Source organism: Ruminococcus sporogenes (genome assembly GCF_054655175.1).
Genome location: NZ_BAAHOA010000004.1, coordinates 149,081 through 166,304, shown reverse-complemented (window position 1 = coordinate 166,304; position 17,224 = coordinate 149,081). Strand labels below are relative to the sequence as shown.

The window sequence follows — 17,224 nt, the reverse complement described above, 5'->3', positions numbered from 1 at the left end:
TGAATCGGGAGGCTTTCATTATATTTCAAGCTTTAGAAGTCTTAGGGCGTTCTTGTAGAAAATCATATCCTTTTCCTCTTCGCTTAAGGGAAGTCTGCGGATCATATTAATTTCATTTTCCGGATCGTCCCAAGGGCAGTCGCTTCCTAAAAGAATTCTGTCTGCTCCGTGCTTTTTTATAATTCTCAGAAGCTGCTTTTCACCGATTTCTCCGGCGGTGAAGCCTACGTCAAAATAGATGCCGCCGCTTTTTCCCGCCAGCAGTCTTTCAACGCCGTCCCAGCGATACATACCTCCGCAGTGGGCGATTATCATGGTAAGCTTAGGAAATGACTCGTAAACCTTTAGAAAGCCCTCCGGCGTACCGTGAATCAGTTCGGGCGAAAGAGGATCGTAGCCTGCGTGAAAAGTAATCGGAAGGTTAAGCTCCGAGCATTTCTGATAGATGGGAAAAGCTTTTTCATCCTCTACAAAAAAGCCCTGGTAGTCCGGATGCAGCTTGACGCCGTGCAGTCCTGACGCCTTTATGCTTTCAAGCGTTTGAACGGCGTCGTCCGCGTCCGGATGCACGCTTCCGAACGAATATATACCGTTTTTTCCGTTAATATCCGCGGCCCAGTCGTTGACAACCCTCTGCTGAGACGGCTTTGTCGCAATCGGAAGTACGACCGCCGCGCTAATATCGCGTTCCCTGAGCTTTTTTTTAAGACCGCACAGGGTTCCGTCCGTATACGGCTTTAAGCCGGAGGTAGCCGAAAGAGCCTCCATTGCTCTTCCCGCAATTTTATCGGCGAAGGCGTGGGTATGAAAATCAATATACATCTGAACATCTCCTTTTTACTATTAAATATAGTATACCCTTAGTAAAACTTTGTCAACCATTAAATTAAAAAAAGGTATTGCAATTTTATAAAAATATGTTAGAATATATTTAGGGCTGTAAGAAAACAGTTCATATACCGCAAAAGACAAAAACGGAGGTGTTTTTAATGGCATACGCAATTTCAGACGAATGCATCAGCTGCGGCGCTTGCGCGGCAGAATGTCCTGTTGAGGCTATTTCAGAGGGAGACGGAAAATACGTTATCGATCCTGAAAAGTGTATTGACTGCGGCGCTTGTGCAGGCACATGTCCTGTTGACGCTCCGGCAGCTCAGTAATTTAACTGAAATACATTTGAAAATAAGCTCTCTGTTTTTTAACGGGGAGTTTGTTTTTTTGTTTATTATTAACTGTTGCAAATTTTGCGATATAATGTTATAATCATATTATTATAAACAGAAATTTTTTATTTAAGGAGATTCTATTGTGAAAAATATAAAAAAAGTTATAACGGTTTGCTCTGCGGTAACTTTAATTTTTTCAGCCGGATGTTCCGATAAAAGAAACGTTACTGAAAACGGCATAGTTTATTATGACGGTTCGTCAAACGAGTACGTTCAGCAGACGGAGGGCATGGAAAACGGCGACGGGCAGGTTGTTCCGCAGGACGAGCTGATCGAAAATATACCTACGCAGCAGATTCAGCAGGGCGTTAAATCCGAGGTGTCCGGTCTGGACGTAACCCTTACCGATATTTTTGACGTGGGAGAAATAAAGGCGGAGCAAGTAAATTACGACAGGCAGGTAATAGCGTTTGTTTTTGAAATAACTAATAATACCGATTCTGATATCGACGTCAACGCATTCGATGTCAAAGTCGAATATATGGACGGTGAGAGAAATACGGTGACAACCGGCGTGGAAGCAATGCTAAAGGCGGAGGACAAAATAAAGGATATGGAGTCCCTTAACGCGACCTTAAAGCCCGGAGAAACTGTTAAGGGCTATGCCGCTATCGGCGTTTATTCAGTCTGGGAAACCATGACCGTTTATTTTACTCCTCAGGGAACCGGCCAAAAGGACGCTCTTGCCTTTGATATTACTAAAGACGCTGTTAAGGAATTATAAAATAAAACAATACGGACAGATATAAGGAAAGAGGCGAAAGCGCTCGTTGCTTTCGCTCTCTTGTCTGCCTATGAGCAGGGACAAACGCGCTTGCGGGGCGGGCAAAGCCGTTCATCTTGAAAATAATAAGTTGACGGAGGGACATATGTTAAATAATAAAGGTTTTGATTTATGGGCAGATGATTATGATAAGAGTGTAGGAGTATCCGATGAAGATAGAACATATCCGTTTGCAGGATACAAAGATATCCTAAACAAAATATGTAGCAACGTACTGGCTCAATCTGGGAAAGTGGTGTTGGATATTGGTTTTGGTACTGGAATACTTACGTCCAAACTCTATGAAAATGGATGCCACATCTATGGACAAGATTTTTCAAACAAAATGATAGAACTGGCTTATGAAAAAATGCCTAATGCTAAACTGTTTCAAGGGGATTTTTCGGTAGGTCTGGCAGATGAACTGGTTCAAAACAGATATGATGCAATAATTGCTACTTACTCATTGCACCACCTTACTGATATGCAGAAAATTGATTTCCTAAATATGCTTATAACTTTATTGAACGATGAAGGATGCATCTATATCGGAGATGTCGCTTTTAAAACTCGCAAAGATATGGAATTGTGTAAAATGCAGATGGGCAACGAGTGGGATGATGATGAGATATATTTTGTTTTTAATGAATTGAAAGAACATTTCTCTCAATTGGAATTTGAACAGGTTTCCTATTGTGCTGGAGTTTTGTATTTAAAGAGATAAAATTAGAATTTGTGCAAAGGTTTGGAATATTCCCAACAAGCAAAATTCACGCTGATTTCGTTGGAGAAAAGCAGGGATTTTATGGAAAGGGTACCCCAAAATAAATAAAAATTAAACGTTAGGGCTTGCGGCCAGGGCGCTTTAGTGATAAGCGCCCTGTTTTTCTGCTTTGTCTGATCGAAATAAGACGTATAAGGATGTTTAGGGATATAATTCAGTATATTATTTTACAACTTGACAATATCGCCTTATATTGCTATAATTAATATCAGATACTTATGCATTTTTGACAACTTGCCGTTGCAGAAGGCGGATTCATTTTTAAATTATTTATTTTGCGAAGATTATTCGGCAGAGATGTGAGGAGGGCGTTCGGCTGTCCGCGAACGGAATATGCGGACGGATATGCATAAAGGCGGAGCCGCGTATAGCCGCGGTCTTTAACAGGTATACCGCCTTGGATTTTTATCTTTACGGAAAGGTGGAAAAAAATGATAAAAAACAAAATATCCAAAAGAATACTTTCTTTTTCGGCGGCGCTGCTTTTATGTTTTTCACCGTCCGGTTCTGTTTCAGGAGAGCCGGCAGATGATAATAACGGTTCCTCAGCCGAGCTTTCTCTGGAAGCTGCGGACGTCGCGCCTGTATCAGAAGAAACCGAGCCTCTTTACGTCGCTCAGAATACGTACAGCGATTATTACGATCAGTATTCCGGCGAAAATCGTCCGGACGCTGAAATACTTACCTGGTTCAAGGATTACAGCTCCGCTGAAAACGGAGATTTTTCCGTCGGAGAATACGGAGACGAGGCTGAAACCAAGTCTGACGTTTTGATTTGGAATTCAAACGAGGGTGAAATCACATATAAGGTAGATATTCCTGAAAGCGGTATTTACTGCATGAACATGTCGTATTTTCCTATTGAATCAACGGCTACCACTATTGAATTCGGTATTGAGATAGACGGCGGTTCTCCTTATGACACCGCGTCGCGAGTATCGGTTAATAAGGTATGGGTAAATGAAAAGGAAATAACCGAGGATTCCAGAGGCAATCAAATCAGGCCGGCTCAGATTCAGAAGGGCGAATGGCTTACTTCCGATATAAAGGATGTTGACGGTCTTTTTAACGATCCGCTGATATTCTATCTTGAAAAGGGCAGCCATACTGTTTCGTTTAAGGGAACTAAGGCTAATATGGCGCTGGAATATTTTAAATTTTATAATCCGTCTGATCTTCCGGATTATGCCGAGTATACGGAATCTGTAAAGGACGCTCCGGAAAAGGGCGGAACTGAAAGCAGCCTGATTCGGATTGAGGCTGAAAACGCTGTGAAGAAATCCGATTCGACGCTTTATCCGACAAACGATAACAGTAATTATATGGTTTCGCCTTCAAGTCCTGTAAATATGCTTTATAACACTATCGGCAGCGGCACATGGTCTAAGGCTCTTCAGACGATAACCTTTGAGGTGCCTGCGGATGAGATACCGGCGGAAGGCGGATGGTATAAGATGGGAATAAAGTCCAGACAGAACGAGATGAGAGGATTTTATTCCAATCGCAGAATCTATATTGACGGCCAGGTTCTCTGTGAGGAGCTGGATCAGGTTAAGTTTTTTTATGACAATGACTGGAGCGTCGTTACTCCCAAGGATAAGAACGGCGACGATATGTACATATATTTGTCGGGCGGAGCGAGTCATACGATTACTATGGAGGTCATTCCGGGAGAAATCGGAGACTCCATGAGAAAACTTGACAATGTGGTTTTTGAGCTTAACAATTATTATCGCCAGATATTAATGATAACGGGACCTACTCCGGATAAATATACAGATTATTATGTTCATGACAAGATTCCGGGACTTATAGACGAGCTTGCGAAGCTTTCACAGGATCTGAAGGACGTTCAGAACAACATTGAAAGTCTTGCCGGTTCCGAAGGTTCTGAGGCGGCGGCTTTAGAAAGAATGACCGTAGTTCTTGACCAGTGTGTTGAGAAGCCCCTCAAAATACCTGATTATCTCGGACAGATAAAGGATAATGTAACGGCTATTTCTTCATGGATGAGGGATTACAGAAACCAACCGCTCGAAATAGACTATATTGAGCTTTCTACTGAAAATCAGGATTTCTCAAGTATTAAGAAAAATTTCTTTAAATCCCTATGGTTCAGCATCAGATCCTTCTGGAGCTCTTTCTTTGAGGATTATACCCAGCTATCGGAGGAAACCGGCGGCGAGGTTATAAATGTCTGGGTAAATCTCGGACGTGATCAGGCGCAGGTTGTCAAAAGCCTTGTAGAATCTGATTTTTCACAGCGATATCCCGACATACCGATTTCGGTAAACCTTGTTGTAGGAGGAGTTGTGGAAGCTACGCTTGCAGATAAGGGGCCGGACGTAGCGCTGTTTTTGGGAGGAGAGTTTCCCGTCAATTTAGCGGCGAGGGGATTGCTTGTGGATTTTTCGCAGTTTAGCGATTATGAAGAGGTAAAATCAAGATTTCACGAAAACGCAACGGTAAACTATGAGTATGACGGTGGGTGCTACGGTATTCCGGTAAACCAGATGTGGCCGATGATGTTTTATAGAAAGGACGTTCTTTCCGAGCTGGGAATAAATTCGCCTCCTGAGACTTGGCAGGAACTTATTGACATGCTTCCCGCTTTACAGAGAAATTACATGGGCGTCGGTTTAGTTCTTCCTCCCGCCAATATTTCCCCGGCAACAGAGCTTGGACATACGTTTGCGATGCTCATGCTTCAGAAAGGCGTGAATTACTATAATCCGGAGCAGACGGCTTCCAATCTGGATTCTATTGAAGCGGTTCAGTCGTTTGAGGAATGGACAGATTTCTATACAAAATACGGCTTTGAGCAGACGTACGACGCGTTCAACAGATTCAGAACGGGCGAATATCCGATAGTAATTCAGAATTATACGTTCTATAACCAGCTTTCAGTGGCGTCGCCTGAAATCAAGGGTCTGTGGGACTTCACAACCGTTCCCGGCACGCTCAGGGAGGACGGAACTATATCCCACGCCGCCAACTCAAACGGTACTGCCGCGGTTATCTTTAATAAAGTATCCGATTCAGACGCCGCATGGGAATTTGTAAAGTGGTTTACGTCTACAGACGTTCAGGTTAAATACGGAACTCAGATTGAGGGCTTGCTTGGTACAATGGGACGCTTTGAGGCGGCTAATACCGAAGCGCTTCAGCAGCTTTCATGGTCGCAGTCGGAGCTTAGCAAGCTCAATTCGCAGAGAAGCGAGCTTGTGGAGATTCCGGTTATTCCGGCTTCCTATGCTACTACCAGAAACATTATGAACGCTTTCAGAGAAACGGTTAATAATCTGGAAAATCCAAGAGATACCCTGATGTGGTATAACAGGGACATAAACGAGGAGATTACGAGAAAACGTGAAAACCTTGGGCTTGACAATTAAGGTGAGCCGGGCGCATAATGCGCCTGCTCCCCGTTTTTGAAATTATAAAATAAGGAGGGTTACAATTTGGATTCAGCCGCTATCGGTAAAAGGGACAAAAAAGAAAGCAGACGCCAGACATGGCTTGCTGTCAAGCAAAATAAGGAATGCTATCTTATGATGCTGCCTTTTATGATATTTTTCCTGATATTTACAATTGTACCGGTTGTTATGTCTGTCCCTATGGGCTTTACGGATTTTAACATGGTTCAGCTTCCTAAATATGTGGGACTTTCAAACTTTTATACGTTATTCCTATCTGATAAGATATTTATGAGTTCTATAAGGGTAACGCTCGTATTCGCTCTCTTTACGGGACCTATAAGCTATGTTCTCTGCTTTGTGCTGGCATGGCTTATAAACGAGCTTCACCCAAGACTTAAAACTATATTTACACTGGTTTTCTATGCGCCGTCAATGGCTAATATATATACGATATGGCAGATAATTTTCAGCGGCGACTCTTACGGCTATATGAATTCGATACTGCTCAATCTCGGTATTATTTCATCGCCTGTTCAGTGGCTGACAGACGCTAATACAATTCTGGGGGTTACGATCGTCGTCCAGATGTGGATAAGCTTGGGTGCGGGATTTCTTGCGCTTCGCGCGGGCTTTCAGAATATAGACCGTTCTCAGTATGAGGCGGGCGCTATAGAGGGTATAAAAAACCGCTGGCAGGAGCTTATTTATATCACGATACCGTCTATGGGACCTCAGCTCATGTTTGCCGCCGTTATGCAGATAGTCGGTTCGTTTACTGCCGGAACCGTTGCTCAGAATCTCGTAGGTTTTCCGAGTACGGATTACAAGGCTCATACAATTATGACCCATGCTTACGATTACGGTTGGGTCAGGTATGAGATGGGTTATGCGTCGGCAATATGTATGGTACTGTTTGTAGCCATGTACGTTTGTAACAGGCTTATAAGCAAGGTACTCAGCAAATATATGGATTAGGAGGGAAATAAATGACTGATGCCAAACGTATGAAAGCGTCAAGCAAGCAGGCCGGAAAAAGAATAGGCGGAACCATCGGCATATTTATTTTTCTGCTGATTTTAGGATTATTCATGGCGCTGCCTATTTATCTTGCAATAGTCATGTCTATAAAGCCTGTGCAGGAGCTGTTTATTTTTCCGCCTAAGCTTTATGCGATAAGTCCTACGCTGGATAATTTCCGGGATATGTTCAGCGTTATGAGTGAAATGTGGGTGCCGTTTTCACGCTATGTATTCAACAGCGTATTTGTAACGGTAACCGTAACCCTTGCACAGTGCATAGTCGCTTCTATGGCGGCGTTCGTACTGGCCAAATGCCGCTTTCCAGGCAGCAAGGTTATAAACAGCGTTATTGTTATATCGCTTCTGTATACCAGTAATGTAATATATATTATGCAGTATATCGTCATGGCTAAGCTTAATATGATAGATACATACTGGGCGCTGATACTTCCTTCGATTGCGTCGCCTATGGGATTGTTCCTTATGCGCCAGTCTATGAGCACTATGCCCGACGCTATGATTGAGGCGGCAAAGGTGGACGGAGCGAATATGTTCACTATCTGCTGGAAGATCGTTATGCCTAATCAGAAGCCTGCGCTGATGACGCTTATTATATTTGCGTTTCAGGCGGCATGGAATATACAGGGCGGTACGCTCGTTTACGATGAATCGCTTAAGACTCTTCCTACAGTTGTTCAGCAGGCCGCAATGGCGGGTCTTGCACGAGCGGGAGTAGCGGCCGCGGCGGCGGTGTTCATGCTGGTTCCGCCGATAGTAATATTTATGCTGGCTCAGAAAAACGTAATTGAAACAATGGCGCACTCCGGTATCAAGGAATAAACCGGCAAATGCAGAAAGGATGAGAATTAAGATGAGCAAAGGCTTAAAAAAATTTCTTGCGGCTGCGTTTGCGGGTGTGCTTATGATTGGAAATGTTTCGGCATTGTCGGTCGGCGCCGAGGAACCCTACGACGTTTATAATTACGACAGGTGGGGCGAGCCGATTCCCTCGCAAGCCGGATATATCGCGGACAGAGCCGTTTCCGGAGATGATCTTGGCGTAGGTCATTTCAAGGATCCGAGCGATCTCTTTAAAGACGCGGATAATAATTTTTATATTGTCGATACCGGCAACAGCCGTATAGTGATAGTTGATTCTGAATTCAGGCGCGTATTGAAAATTCTTGACACGTTCAGGTACGCGGACGGAACGGAAACAACGCTTAAAAACCCAAAGGGAATATTTGTTTCAGATACCGACGGTATGCTTTATATTGCGGATAATGATAATGCAAGAGTAATAAGGTGCGACGCCGACGGAAATATAAATCTGGAAATAACAAAGCCGGAATCTGAAATCTTTAATCAGGATCTTACGTTTCTTCCTCAGAAGGTTCTGGCTGATAAAGCCGGAAATATATATGTTGTCCTGAATAACGTCACAAGCGGAGCCGCTATGTTCGACAGCGAAGGAGCGTTTATAGGCTATTACGGCGCAAACAGAGTCGAAGCTACTTCGGAGGTTTTAGCTAATTATTTCTGGAATGCTATTTTGTCGGACGAGGCAAGGGCTAAGAGAAGGAGAAGCGTTCCGGCCGGATTTTCTAATTTCGACATAGATTCCGAGGGCTTTATCTTTACGTCTACGGAGTCTACGACTCAGACTACCGATATAGTGAAAAAGCTTAGTCCCAGCGGAGATAATCTGTTTGCAGATTATGAAATATATATCGGCGATTATCCGTCTATGGCTATAAGCTCCAGCGTCAAGGTCGACGAAACTCAGCTTGTGGATATAGACATAAGCGAGGATGGAACTATCAATTGCCTTGATCTTGCGACAGGCAGAGTTTTTCAGTATGACGAAGAGCTGTGGCTGATGTTTATAATAGGAACAAAGGCGGATCAGCTCGGAGGCTTTACAAGGCCCTCGGCGCTGGAAACTATGGACGATAATATATACGTTTTGGACCAGACAAAAGCTACGGTTACGATTTTTGTTGAAACGGAATTCGGTGAAATAGTTCATGAGGCGGTAAGCCTTTATAACGGAGGCTATTATGAAGAGGCTCTCGATCCGTGGAACGAGATATTGAAAAGAGACGGAAATTACCGAAGAGCTTATATAGGAATAGCAAGCGCGATGCTTAATAAGGGCGAATATAAATCCGCTATGAAATACGCAAAAATGGCGGACGCAGCAGGCATTTACAACAAGGCTTTCGAGGGCTGGCGTTCGGACTTCTTGAAGGAATATTTCGCTTGGATAATCGGAGGAGCCGCTGTCGTTATAATCGGATCGGTAGTATTGGTAAAGGTTCGAAAAAAGAAAAAGGCCGAAAGGGCTAAGAAGGAGAGTGAAGAATAATGCTGGATCTTACGCAGAAGCAGTTTGTAAAGCATGCTGTTTTTCATCCGTTTGAGGGATTTGAGGATCTCCGCTGGAAAAAGGCGGGTTCGCTTAAATACGCTTTCCTTATTATAGTGCTGCTGTTTTTTGCGCAGATAGCCTATAACCGTCTTTACGGCTTTCAATATTATGTCAGCTATGACAAGATGTTCAACATTATTCCTTATATAACTCAGAGCTTTATAATATTCGGCACATGGGTTATTGCAAACTGGGCGGTTTGTACGCTCCTTGACGGTGAAGGAAGTCTTAAAAATATATGCGTTTACAGCGCTTACGCTATGATACCTTACATTGCGCAGATTTATATTAATACAATTTTGTCGCATGTTCTTGTGAGAGACGAATATATTTTTATTCAGGCGGTTTCGATAATCGGTACTGGTTGGACTGTTATACTGATATTTTCCGCGATAAAAGCGGTTCACCAGTATTCTTTTATGAAAACGGTCTTTGCTATAATACTGACCATTGCCGCTATGCTGATAATATTATTCCTGCTTGTTCTTCTGCTTTCTCTGCTTCAGCAGGTATATGTGTTCGGTTATTCGATTTATACAGAAATAGCTTACAGGATCAAGGTTTAAGCTAACGTGATAAAGGCGGTGAAATATTGATGAATAATAAATTCAAAAAGCTTTTAATCGGTGCGATGGTTCTTGCCTTGATGGCGCCTGTAACTTCAGTTTACGCCGATGAGGAGGACGCTGCCGGCGGAGACGCTGCTGCCGGCGACGCTGAAACGGCCGGCGGGGACGAGGAAGAAGCCGTTCCTGACGAGGTGGACGAGGATTTCGTCGAGCGTACCGAAGAAGAAGCTTTGTCCACAATGGAGCTTGTGGGCGAAAACGACGGCTATCAGCTATACGCCTGCACCGACGTTTCGGACGAAGCGCAGGAAAAGGGCGTTAATCCCAAGGAAAAAGGAAATCTGTTTGCGATTAAAAATAAATCTACGGGCTATATATGGTGGTCTGCGCCGATTAACGCATACGGCGATCCGGGAGCGACAAATTCGCTTAGGCGACAGCTCGCTTCGGCTGTCGTGGTTACTTACGGCGTTCCAAAGGACAGAACCAGCAAGACTTTAAGATCGGCAAACAAGGCGACGGTAAAGATATCGAATATAGATAACGGAGTTAAGGTCGTTTATAATTTCAAGGACTGCGGAGCGAAAATTCCAATTGAATATACGCTATGCGAGGATTATCTCAATGTCAGGGTAGACGTCGAAAACATTGAAGAGGAGGACATTTCCTCGGCTACGGGAAGTCTGCTGACCTCAATTTCCGTATTCAACAGCTTTGGCGCGGCTCTCGACGACGAGGAGGGCAGCTTCGTTATACCGGACGGAAGCGGCGCGCTTATTAATTTCAATAATGGAAAGACTTCCGCAAAAAGCTATATGTCAAAGGTTTACGGATCAGATATATCAGCCGTTCCTGAAACAAAGCCGGCCGTGACGCAAAAGGTTTATATGCCTGTTTACGGCATTTTAAAGGGCGGAAAGAACGGCGCGCTTGTTGCGATACATTCCGGAGACGCAAATGCGACGCTTGAGGCAAGCGTAAGCGGACAGTCAAAAAGCAGCTATAACGTGTGCGGGTTTACGTTCATGCTCAGAGGATCGGAAACCTATATAATGAACGGAGAGGCAAGCGCGTTTACTGTTTTCGAACAGGGTAAAATAAAAACCGATAATATTGAGCTGAGATATTATCCTGTTTCCGGAAACGATGTTACGTTTACGGACATTGCCCTTAAATACAGGGATTATCTTGAAAAGGATGAGGGCGTGACAGGCTCAGGTTTAACCGATCCTTCGCTTTATATAAATCTTTACGGCGGTGTTGAGAAGCAGAAATCAATACTGGGCTTTCCGATTACGATGAAAACTGAGATTACCGGGTTTGAACAGGCGAAGGAAATAGTTGAAGAACTGAAAAATTGCGGCGCCGATAATATGGTCCTGACTTATGACAACTGGACTAACGCGGGAATTGCGGGCAAGGTGGATTATAAGGCGAAGCCGGCGGGGGTACTGGGCGGTAAAAGTGCGTTTGAGGAATTTACCGATTATCTTAAAGGAAATAATATCTCCCTGTATCCTGCCGTAAATAATAAAGGATTCATAAGCGGTCAGGGCTATTTCACATTTACTAAAACAACTACGAGAGTTTCCGGTTCTTATTCAAGACTGCTGACCTACGATAGGGCTTACGGAGTACAGAGCACATTCTACGATCCTGTTTCTCTTCTATCTCCGTCGGCTTTTGACGATATTTATTCGGATCTGACTGAAAATTATTCCGAAAAAGGTCTTACCGGAGTTTCATTGGGAGATATGACGTCCGCTCTATACGGAGATTACGGCAAAAATACTCTTTCCAGAGACGACACAATGGCTATTCTTGAGGGAAATTATGAGAAAGTGAAAAACGGCGTAGGTTCGATATTGGCGGATACAGCCAACGCTTATTCGTTCTCAAGTGTGGATCATATTACGAATGTTCCTATGTCCTCAAGCGAATTTGATATTTTTGATGAGGACGTACCTTTTTATCAGGTCGCAATGCACGGTCTTAAGCCTTATTCAACAGAAGCTGTCAACGGAAGCGCCGATTATAAGACGCTGATGCTGAAGGCGCTGGCGACAGGCTCGAATTTCAATTACGATATGCTTTACAAGGAAACCAACGAGCTGAAGGATACCGTATACGATATTTATTTCTATGCAAATTATAAGTACTGGACAGAAGCCGCGGCAAGGGGCTACGAGCTTAGCGGCAAGGTACTCGGCGGAACGGCCTCCGAAAGAATAACCGGTTATGAAACAAACGGAGACGTTATTACAACCTCCTATGAAAACGGAACTGTAACAAAAATAAATATCTCTACAGGAGAAATAAATGTAAACGGAACGGTTTACATGCTTGATGATTTTTTAGGGGAAGGAGCGCTGAATAACTGATGAAGATAGCGTATGAGAAGAGAAAAAGTCTTTACGGCTACGGCTTTATAGCGCTCTGGCTTGTGGGAACAGTGCTTTTCTTTATAGTCCCCCTTATAAAATCGTTCACCTATTCCTTCCGGGATATTGAGAGAAACGTTTTCGGCGGCTTTGTCGGACTGGATAATTACAAGCAGGCTTTTCTCGGAGACGAGGTATATGCCGAGAGACTGGTTTCTGTTTTAAAGACAACCGCTATGAAAACTCCGCTTATTCTTATATTTGCTCTTTTTGTAGCCGTTATGCTCAATCAGAAATTTAAAGGCAGGGGCTTTGCAAGGGCAGTGTTCTTCCTGCCGGTAATTATCGCAACCGGTCCGGTTTATAATATTATAACGGGAAATATGGCTACAAGCGGAAACAGCGGCGCAACCCAGTTTTCGACAATGTTTGAAACCGACCTTGTCGGCGAGCTTCTGGAATTCTTAGGAATTTACGGGATAAGCGATCAGCTTACCCAGACTATACAGACTGTAACCACCGATATATTTGGTCTCGTCTGGAATGCCGGAATACAGATACTGATATTTCTTGCGGCTTTGCAGAATATTCCGGTTTCTGCAAAGGAGGCCGCACAGATGGAGGGCGCTACGGCTTGGGAATATTTCTGGAAGATCACTTTCCCCTATGTAAGTCCGATGATACTTGCAAATTTGATTTTCACTATTATAGATTCCTTTACCGATCCGAGCAATCTTGTAATGGACAGAGTTCTTACAATGCAGAAGGACTGGCAGTACGGAATTTCGGCAGCAATGGCGTGGGCTTATTTCGGAATTGTTATAGTAGCGCTTGGAATAATTGTTGCGATAGTAAACAGATTTATTTATTACGAGGTAGATTAAGGAGGGTAGGCAATGGCGGAGGCTGTTAAAGAAGAAAAAATTATCGGCAACGGATTGTCCAAAAAACAAGCTAAGAAAATCCGTATGGCCACAATGAGCAAAAAAGAAATTGCCTATCTCAGAAGAAAGGCGCTTATAGAAAAGGTATGGCCGTTTTTCAGATTCCTGATTCTTTTCGGATTATGTTTTGTTATACTTTATCCGCTGATTTATATGATAAGCTGTGCGTTCAGGGATCCTTCCGATATGACGGATCCAACGGTTATGTGGATACCCCGAAACCTGACTCTTAAGGTTATCAAGGAAACTGCTCATGCAATGAATTTCTGGGAAACTTTAAAGACCACGCTTTTTCTGAATATAGGCTGTTCGCTGGTGCAGGTATGTTCCTGCGCTTTGGCCGGATACGGCTTCGCACGATTTAAATTCAGGGGGAAGGGACTTCTTTTCGCCATCGTGGTGATGATGATTCTTGTCCCGTCTCAGGTTATTGCTATACCGCAGTATCAGCAGTTCAGGAATTTTCTCGGTAATCCGGATTGGAGCCTTATAAACAATCCGCTTTCGATGTATCTTCCTGCGCTGACCGGAAACGGAATACGTTCGGGACTGATGATATTTATTTTCAGACAGTTCTTTAAGGGTCTGCCGAAAGAGCTTGAGGACGCTGCTTATCTGGACGGCTGCGGTCCGCTCAGGACGTTTGTACAGATTATGATACCAAACGCTCTGTCGTCTTTCCTTACAGTATTTCTCTTTTCGGTAGTGTGGTATTGGAACGATTATTATGTAAGCTCAACATTCTTTACAAGTAATACGACTATTGCTCTGATGCTAAAGAATCTTGGAACGCAGTTGAATAATACGATTCTTAAGGATATGGGCGGCGCCGCCGGATTCAGAGAGCAGATTGTCTGGATGGAAGCAGGCTGTCTTATTTCGATACTGCCTATACTGATTATGTATGCGTTTTTGCAGAAATATTTTACAGAGGGTATAGAACGATCAGGTCTCGTAGGATAAATTTTATAGGAGCATGGCTGACCATGCTCCTTTTCTTTTTATCATTTATTTTTAATAGCTTTATGAAAATATATTCCGCCGTCTTGAATTTTTCATTAAATTATGTTATACTTTTTCAGTATCATAATATAAACTCATATTTATTTCGTCTTATCGAAAGGAACGCTTTAATAATGACAAAAGAAAAATCAGTCTGTTTTACAGGGCACCGTCCGGAAAAGCTGCCCGGATACGGGGAAATGAATAACAGTCTTCTTAATATGATAAAAAGCATGCTTTATTACCGTATTTATCTTGCCGCACAGTCAGGATATGAATATTTTATATCCGGCCTTGCCAGGGGCGTAGATCTGTGGGCGGCTGAATCAGTAATTGATATTCAGAAGAAGCTTCCTAATATAAAGCTTATCTGCGCTAAGCCGTATCCCGAACATGGGAGCGTATTTAAGGGCGCGGATCTTTGGTCGCTGAATAATGTGCTTGAAAAGGCGTATGAAGTAATATGCGTTTCAGACAGCTATTCCAGAGACTGTTATAAGATACGCAATCGTTTTATGGTTGATAACGCCTCCTGCCTTATAGGAGTGGTTGACGATTATAAAAGCGGTACGGGGCAGACTATAGCCTATGCCAGAAGGAAAGGCCTGGAGCTGTCGGTGATAAAGGTGTCGGACATTGCGTCGGCAAGCGGTTATGTAGAGAAAAATAAACGAATTATGTTTGATTAATTGTATAAAATGCCGATTGACTATATGGAATGTCCGCACGCGGAAAAACTTTCAACCGTTTCAACATAGTTTTCAACATTTTGAATACAACATTACAAAAATGTATAAAAGAAAAAGAAACGCCGTTTTAAACGGCATATTGTGAAAGGAGATACCATAAATCATGAAAAAAAAGAGATCAGGAAGTATTGCTATTCCGTTTCTGCTGACGTTTTTAATATCGCTTATAATAATAGGCGGTATAACAATGATTATTTATGACAAAATTGACAGTGACAATTCTTCGCTTCTGACGATGAATAACGAGGCAGGCTCGCTGTCTGACAGCGACAGTCATACTATATTGTTCGTACTCGATCTCAGCGACAGTATCGACGTTCCGGATGAAGGTTCCGACAGCTCCTCGTCAGAGGAGAGTTCCGACGACGAAGAAACTTATGACTGGGAGGTTTCTGAGGAGGAAGAGGAGGAAATTTATCCTAAGCAGTATACTTTTATGCTTATGCGCTCTATGCCGGTCCATAAGCAGATGGTGTTTATAGGACTTCCGGAAAATATGATAGCGGGCGAACAGAATAAAACGATTTCTGAAATTTATAAATCCGGCGGAGCGGCGGAGGTAAAGGCGGCGGCGGAGTTTTCGCTTGAAATACCCGTAGATCGCTATATGGTTTTTGAGTCGGAATCATTTCAGAAGCTTTGCAATATAATGGGCGGAGTAAATTTTGCGCTTCCCGGAAAAATAGAAGGATTCTCTCAGACTGACGGTTTGCAGTATCTTGGACCGGACCAGATTGAAAAGGTTATCAGCTACGGAGGCTACGGCGGCGGAGAAATACAGCGTGTTTCCACAGCGGCCTCGCTTCTGACGGCTATGGTTAACCAGACTAACGGCGCAAGGATAGCGGATAACCTTGACAATACGTTTGAAACAATGGTAAACGCTAATGAAACTGATATTTCAGCGCTTGATTATCAGGATAAAAAATATGCTATCAAATTTATGATGAAATACAGCGATCCTTCGGAAGATGAAACGGTTTCCGACAGGGCTAAGTTTGTAACGCCCTCAGGAACTCAGACTGCCGATAAGTTTGTTCTGGATTCATCCTTTATAGAGGAGATTTCACAGTATTTTACGGTTGAAGCAACTTCTCCGAAAAATGAAGAGGAAACGCTTCAGCCTATGATCCCTGAAACAAGAGGCGGCGACAGCGATGCTGAATAATATTTTTGATTCTCATGCGCATTATGCTGACAGCGCATTTGATAATGATCGTGAAAGACTTTTGAAATCGCTTCCTCAAAAGTGCGTGTCGGGTATTGTAACGGTAGGCTCAAATATGGAGGATTCGTATAAATGCGTTGAAATAGCAGAAGCCTATGATTATGCGTATGCCGCCTGCGGCGTACACCCTGAATCGGAGAGCTTTACTTCCGACGGATATTTGTCCGGACTTGAAAAGCTTCTGAGCTCCTCACATAAGATAAAAGCGCTTGGTGAAATAGGTCTTGATTATCACTATGAGAATTATAACCGTGAACGTCAGATAAAGCTTTTTGAGGAGCAGCTTGAGCTTGCCGAAGCGTTAGGACTTCCTGTAATTATCCATTCCAGAGACGCTTTCGGGGATACTATGGAGATTTTGCGTAAATACCGTCCCAAGGGAGTTATGCATTGCTTTAGCGGTTCTCCGGAAATAGCCGCTGAGGTTATTTCTCTTGGAATGTATATAAGCTTTACCGGCGTTCTGACTTTTAAGAATGCGAAAAAGGCTTTAAGGGCCTTAGAAGAGGTTCCTATGGAAAAGCTTATGCTTGAAACGGATTGTCCCTATATGGCTCCAGAGCCTTACAGAGGAAAGCGGTGTGACAGCAGTATGATTGAGCGAACCGCGTTAAAGGCGGCGGAGATCAAGGGAGCGTCACCTCAGGAGATACTGGACGTCACCTATAAAAATTCACTTGAATTTTTCGAAATTTAAAATTGAAAGGAT

The 17,224-nt window shown here is 43.3% G+C and carries 15 protein-coding genes; 14 read left to right on the top strand and 1 reads right to left on the bottom strand.

Annotated features, from left to right (window positions below):
- Positions 1-18 precede the first annotated feature (18 nt).
- Positions 19-822: an amidohydrolase family protein gene (locus ACYQ0N_RS13680; RefSeq protein WP_177532689.1), complete on the bottom strand. Its 804-nt coding sequence runs from the start codon at positions 820-822 to the stop codon at positions 19-21.
- Between the two features lie 167 nt (positions 823-989).
- Here ACYQ0N_RS13680 and ACYQ0N_RS13675 point away from each other — a divergent pair, with 167 nt between their 5' ends.
- The 14 genes from ACYQ0N_RS13675 (at position 990) to ACYQ0N_RS13610 (ending at position 17,212) form a co-directional block, all read left to right on the top strand.
- Complete coding sequence (locus ACYQ0N_RS13675; RefSeq protein ID WP_177532688.1) at positions 990-1,160, top strand: DUF362 domain-containing protein; 171 nt, start codon at positions 990-992, stop codon at positions 1,158-1,160.
- A gap of 148 nt (positions 1,161-1,308) precedes the next feature.
- On the top strand, positions 1,309-1,950 hold the full coding sequence (locus ACYQ0N_RS13670) for a DUF4352 domain-containing protein (RefSeq protein WP_177532687.1): 642 nt from the start codon (positions 1,309-1,311) through the stop codon (positions 1,948-1,950).
- 145 nt (positions 1,951-2,095) lie between these two features.
- A complete protein-coding gene (locus ACYQ0N_RS13665) occupies positions 2,096-2,713 on the top strand; it encodes a class I SAM-dependent methyltransferase (protein WP_177532686.1) in 618 nt (205 codons plus the stop codon).
- Between the two features lie 491 nt (positions 2,714-3,204).
- Positions 3,205-6,168 (top strand): extracellular solute-binding protein, encoded by a 2,964-nt coding sequence (locus ACYQ0N_RS13660; protein ID WP_177532685.1) that lies wholly within the window; start codon positions 3,205-3,207, stop codon positions 6,166-6,168.
- Between the two features lie 66 nt (positions 6,169-6,234).
- Entirely contained in the window at positions 6,235-7,167 is a 933-nt protein-coding gene (locus ACYQ0N_RS13655; RefSeq protein ID WP_460163011.1) for a carbohydrate ABC transporter permease, read from the top strand.
- 11 nt (positions 7,168-7,178) lie between these two features.
- Positions 7,179-8,051, top strand: a complete 873-nt coding sequence (locus ACYQ0N_RS13650) for a carbohydrate ABC transporter permease (protein WP_177532684.1) — start codon at positions 7,179-7,181, stop codon at positions 8,049-8,051.
- A gap of 31 nt (positions 8,052-8,082) precedes the next feature.
- Positions 8,083-9,579, top strand: coding sequence for a hypothetical protein (locus tag ACYQ0N_RS13645; RefSeq protein WP_177532683.1), 1,497 nt, complete (start codon positions 8,083-8,085; stop codon positions 9,577-9,579).
- Positions 9,579-10,208, top strand: coding sequence for a Yip1 family protein (locus tag ACYQ0N_RS13640; RefSeq protein ID WP_177532682.1), 630 nt, complete (start codon positions 9,579-9,581; stop codon positions 10,206-10,208). The genes ACYQ0N_RS13645 and ACYQ0N_RS13640 overlap by 1 nt, the downstream gene beginning before the upstream one ends.
- Before the next feature lie 29 nt (positions 10,209-10,237).
- Positions 10,238-12,592, top strand: a complete 2,355-nt coding sequence (locus tag ACYQ0N_RS13635; RefSeq protein WP_460163010.1) for a DUF5696 domain-containing protein — start codon at positions 10,238-10,240, stop codon at positions 12,590-12,592.
- Complete coding sequence (locus ACYQ0N_RS13630; protein WP_177532680.1) at positions 12,592-13,476, top strand: carbohydrate ABC transporter permease; 885 nt, start codon at positions 12,592-12,594, stop codon at positions 13,474-13,476. Before ACYQ0N_RS13635 ends, ACYQ0N_RS13630 begins: the two co-directional genes overlap by 1 nt.
- Before the next feature lie 12 nt (positions 13,477-13,488).
- Complete coding sequence (locus ACYQ0N_RS13625; protein ID WP_177532679.1) at positions 13,489-14,499, top strand: carbohydrate ABC transporter permease; 1,011 nt, start codon at positions 13,489-13,491, stop codon at positions 14,497-14,499.
- Between the two features lie 173 nt (positions 14,500-14,672).
- Positions 14,673-15,227, top strand: a complete 555-nt coding sequence (locus ACYQ0N_RS13620) for an SLOG family protein (RefSeq protein ID WP_177532678.1) — start codon at positions 14,673-14,675, stop codon at positions 15,225-15,227.
- Between the two features lie 163 nt (positions 15,228-15,390).
- A complete protein-coding gene (locus ACYQ0N_RS13615; protein ID WP_460163009.1) occupies positions 15,391-16,455 on the top strand; it encodes an LCP family glycopolymer transferase in 1,065 nt (354 codons plus the stop codon).
- Positions 16,445-17,212: a TatD family hydrolase gene (locus ACYQ0N_RS13610; RefSeq protein ID WP_460163008.1), complete on the top strand. Its 768-nt coding sequence runs from the start codon at positions 16,445-16,447 to the stop codon at positions 17,210-17,212. The genes ACYQ0N_RS13615 and ACYQ0N_RS13610 overlap by 11 nt, the downstream gene beginning before the upstream one ends.
- Positions 17,213-17,224 lie beyond the last annotated feature (12 nt).

Bases quoted from the DNA above. Each gene is read 5' to 3' on its own strand.
- ACYQ0N_RS13635 (WP_460163010.1), top strand. From the start codon at position 10,238: ATGAATAATAAATTCAAAAAGCTTTTAATCGGTGCGATGGTTCTTGCC.
- ACYQ0N_RS13660 (WP_177532685.1), top strand. From the start codon at position 3,205: ATGATAAAAAACAAAATATCCAAAAGAATACTTTCTTTTTCGGCGGCG.
- ACYQ0N_RS13610 (WP_460163008.1), top strand. From the start codon at position 16,445: ATGCTGAATAATATTTTTGATTCTCATGCGCATTATGCTGACAGCGCA.
- ACYQ0N_RS13640 (WP_177532682.1), top strand. From the start codon at position 9,579: ATGCTGGATCTTACGCAGAAGCAGTTTGTAAAGCATGCTGTTTTTCAT.
- ACYQ0N_RS13665 (WP_177532686.1), top strand. From the start codon at position 2,096: ATGTTAAATAATAAAGGTTTTGATTTATGGGCAGATGATTATGATAAG.
- ACYQ0N_RS13620 (WP_177532678.1), top strand. From the start codon at position 14,673: ATGACAAAAGAAAAATCAGTCTGTTTTACAGGGCACCGTCCGGAAAAG.
- ACYQ0N_RS13675 (WP_177532688.1), top strand. From the start codon at position 990: ATGGCATACGCAATTTCAGACGAATGCATCAGCTGCGGCGCTTGCGCG.
- ACYQ0N_RS13680 (WP_177532689.1), bottom strand. From the start codon at position 822: ATGTATATTGATTTTCATACCCACGCCTTCGCCGATAAAATTGCGGGA.
- ACYQ0N_RS13625 (WP_177532679.1), top strand. From the start codon at position 13,489: ATGGCGGAGGCTGTTAAAGAAGAAAAAATTATCGGCAACGGATTGTCC.
- ACYQ0N_RS13615 (WP_460163009.1), top strand. From the start codon at position 15,391: ATGAAAAAAAAGAGATCAGGAAGTATTGCTATTCCGTTTCTGCTGACG.
- ACYQ0N_RS13645 (WP_177532683.1), top strand. From the start codon at position 8,083: ATGAGCAAAGGCTTAAAAAAATTTCTTGCGGCTGCGTTTGCGGGTGTG.
- ACYQ0N_RS13650 (WP_177532684.1), top strand. From the start codon at position 7,179: ATGACTGATGCCAAACGTATGAAAGCGTCAAGCAAGCAGGCCGGAAAA.
- ACYQ0N_RS13630 (WP_177532680.1), top strand. From the start codon at position 12,592: ATGAAGATAGCGTATGAGAAGAGAAAAAGTCTTTACGGCTACGGCTTT.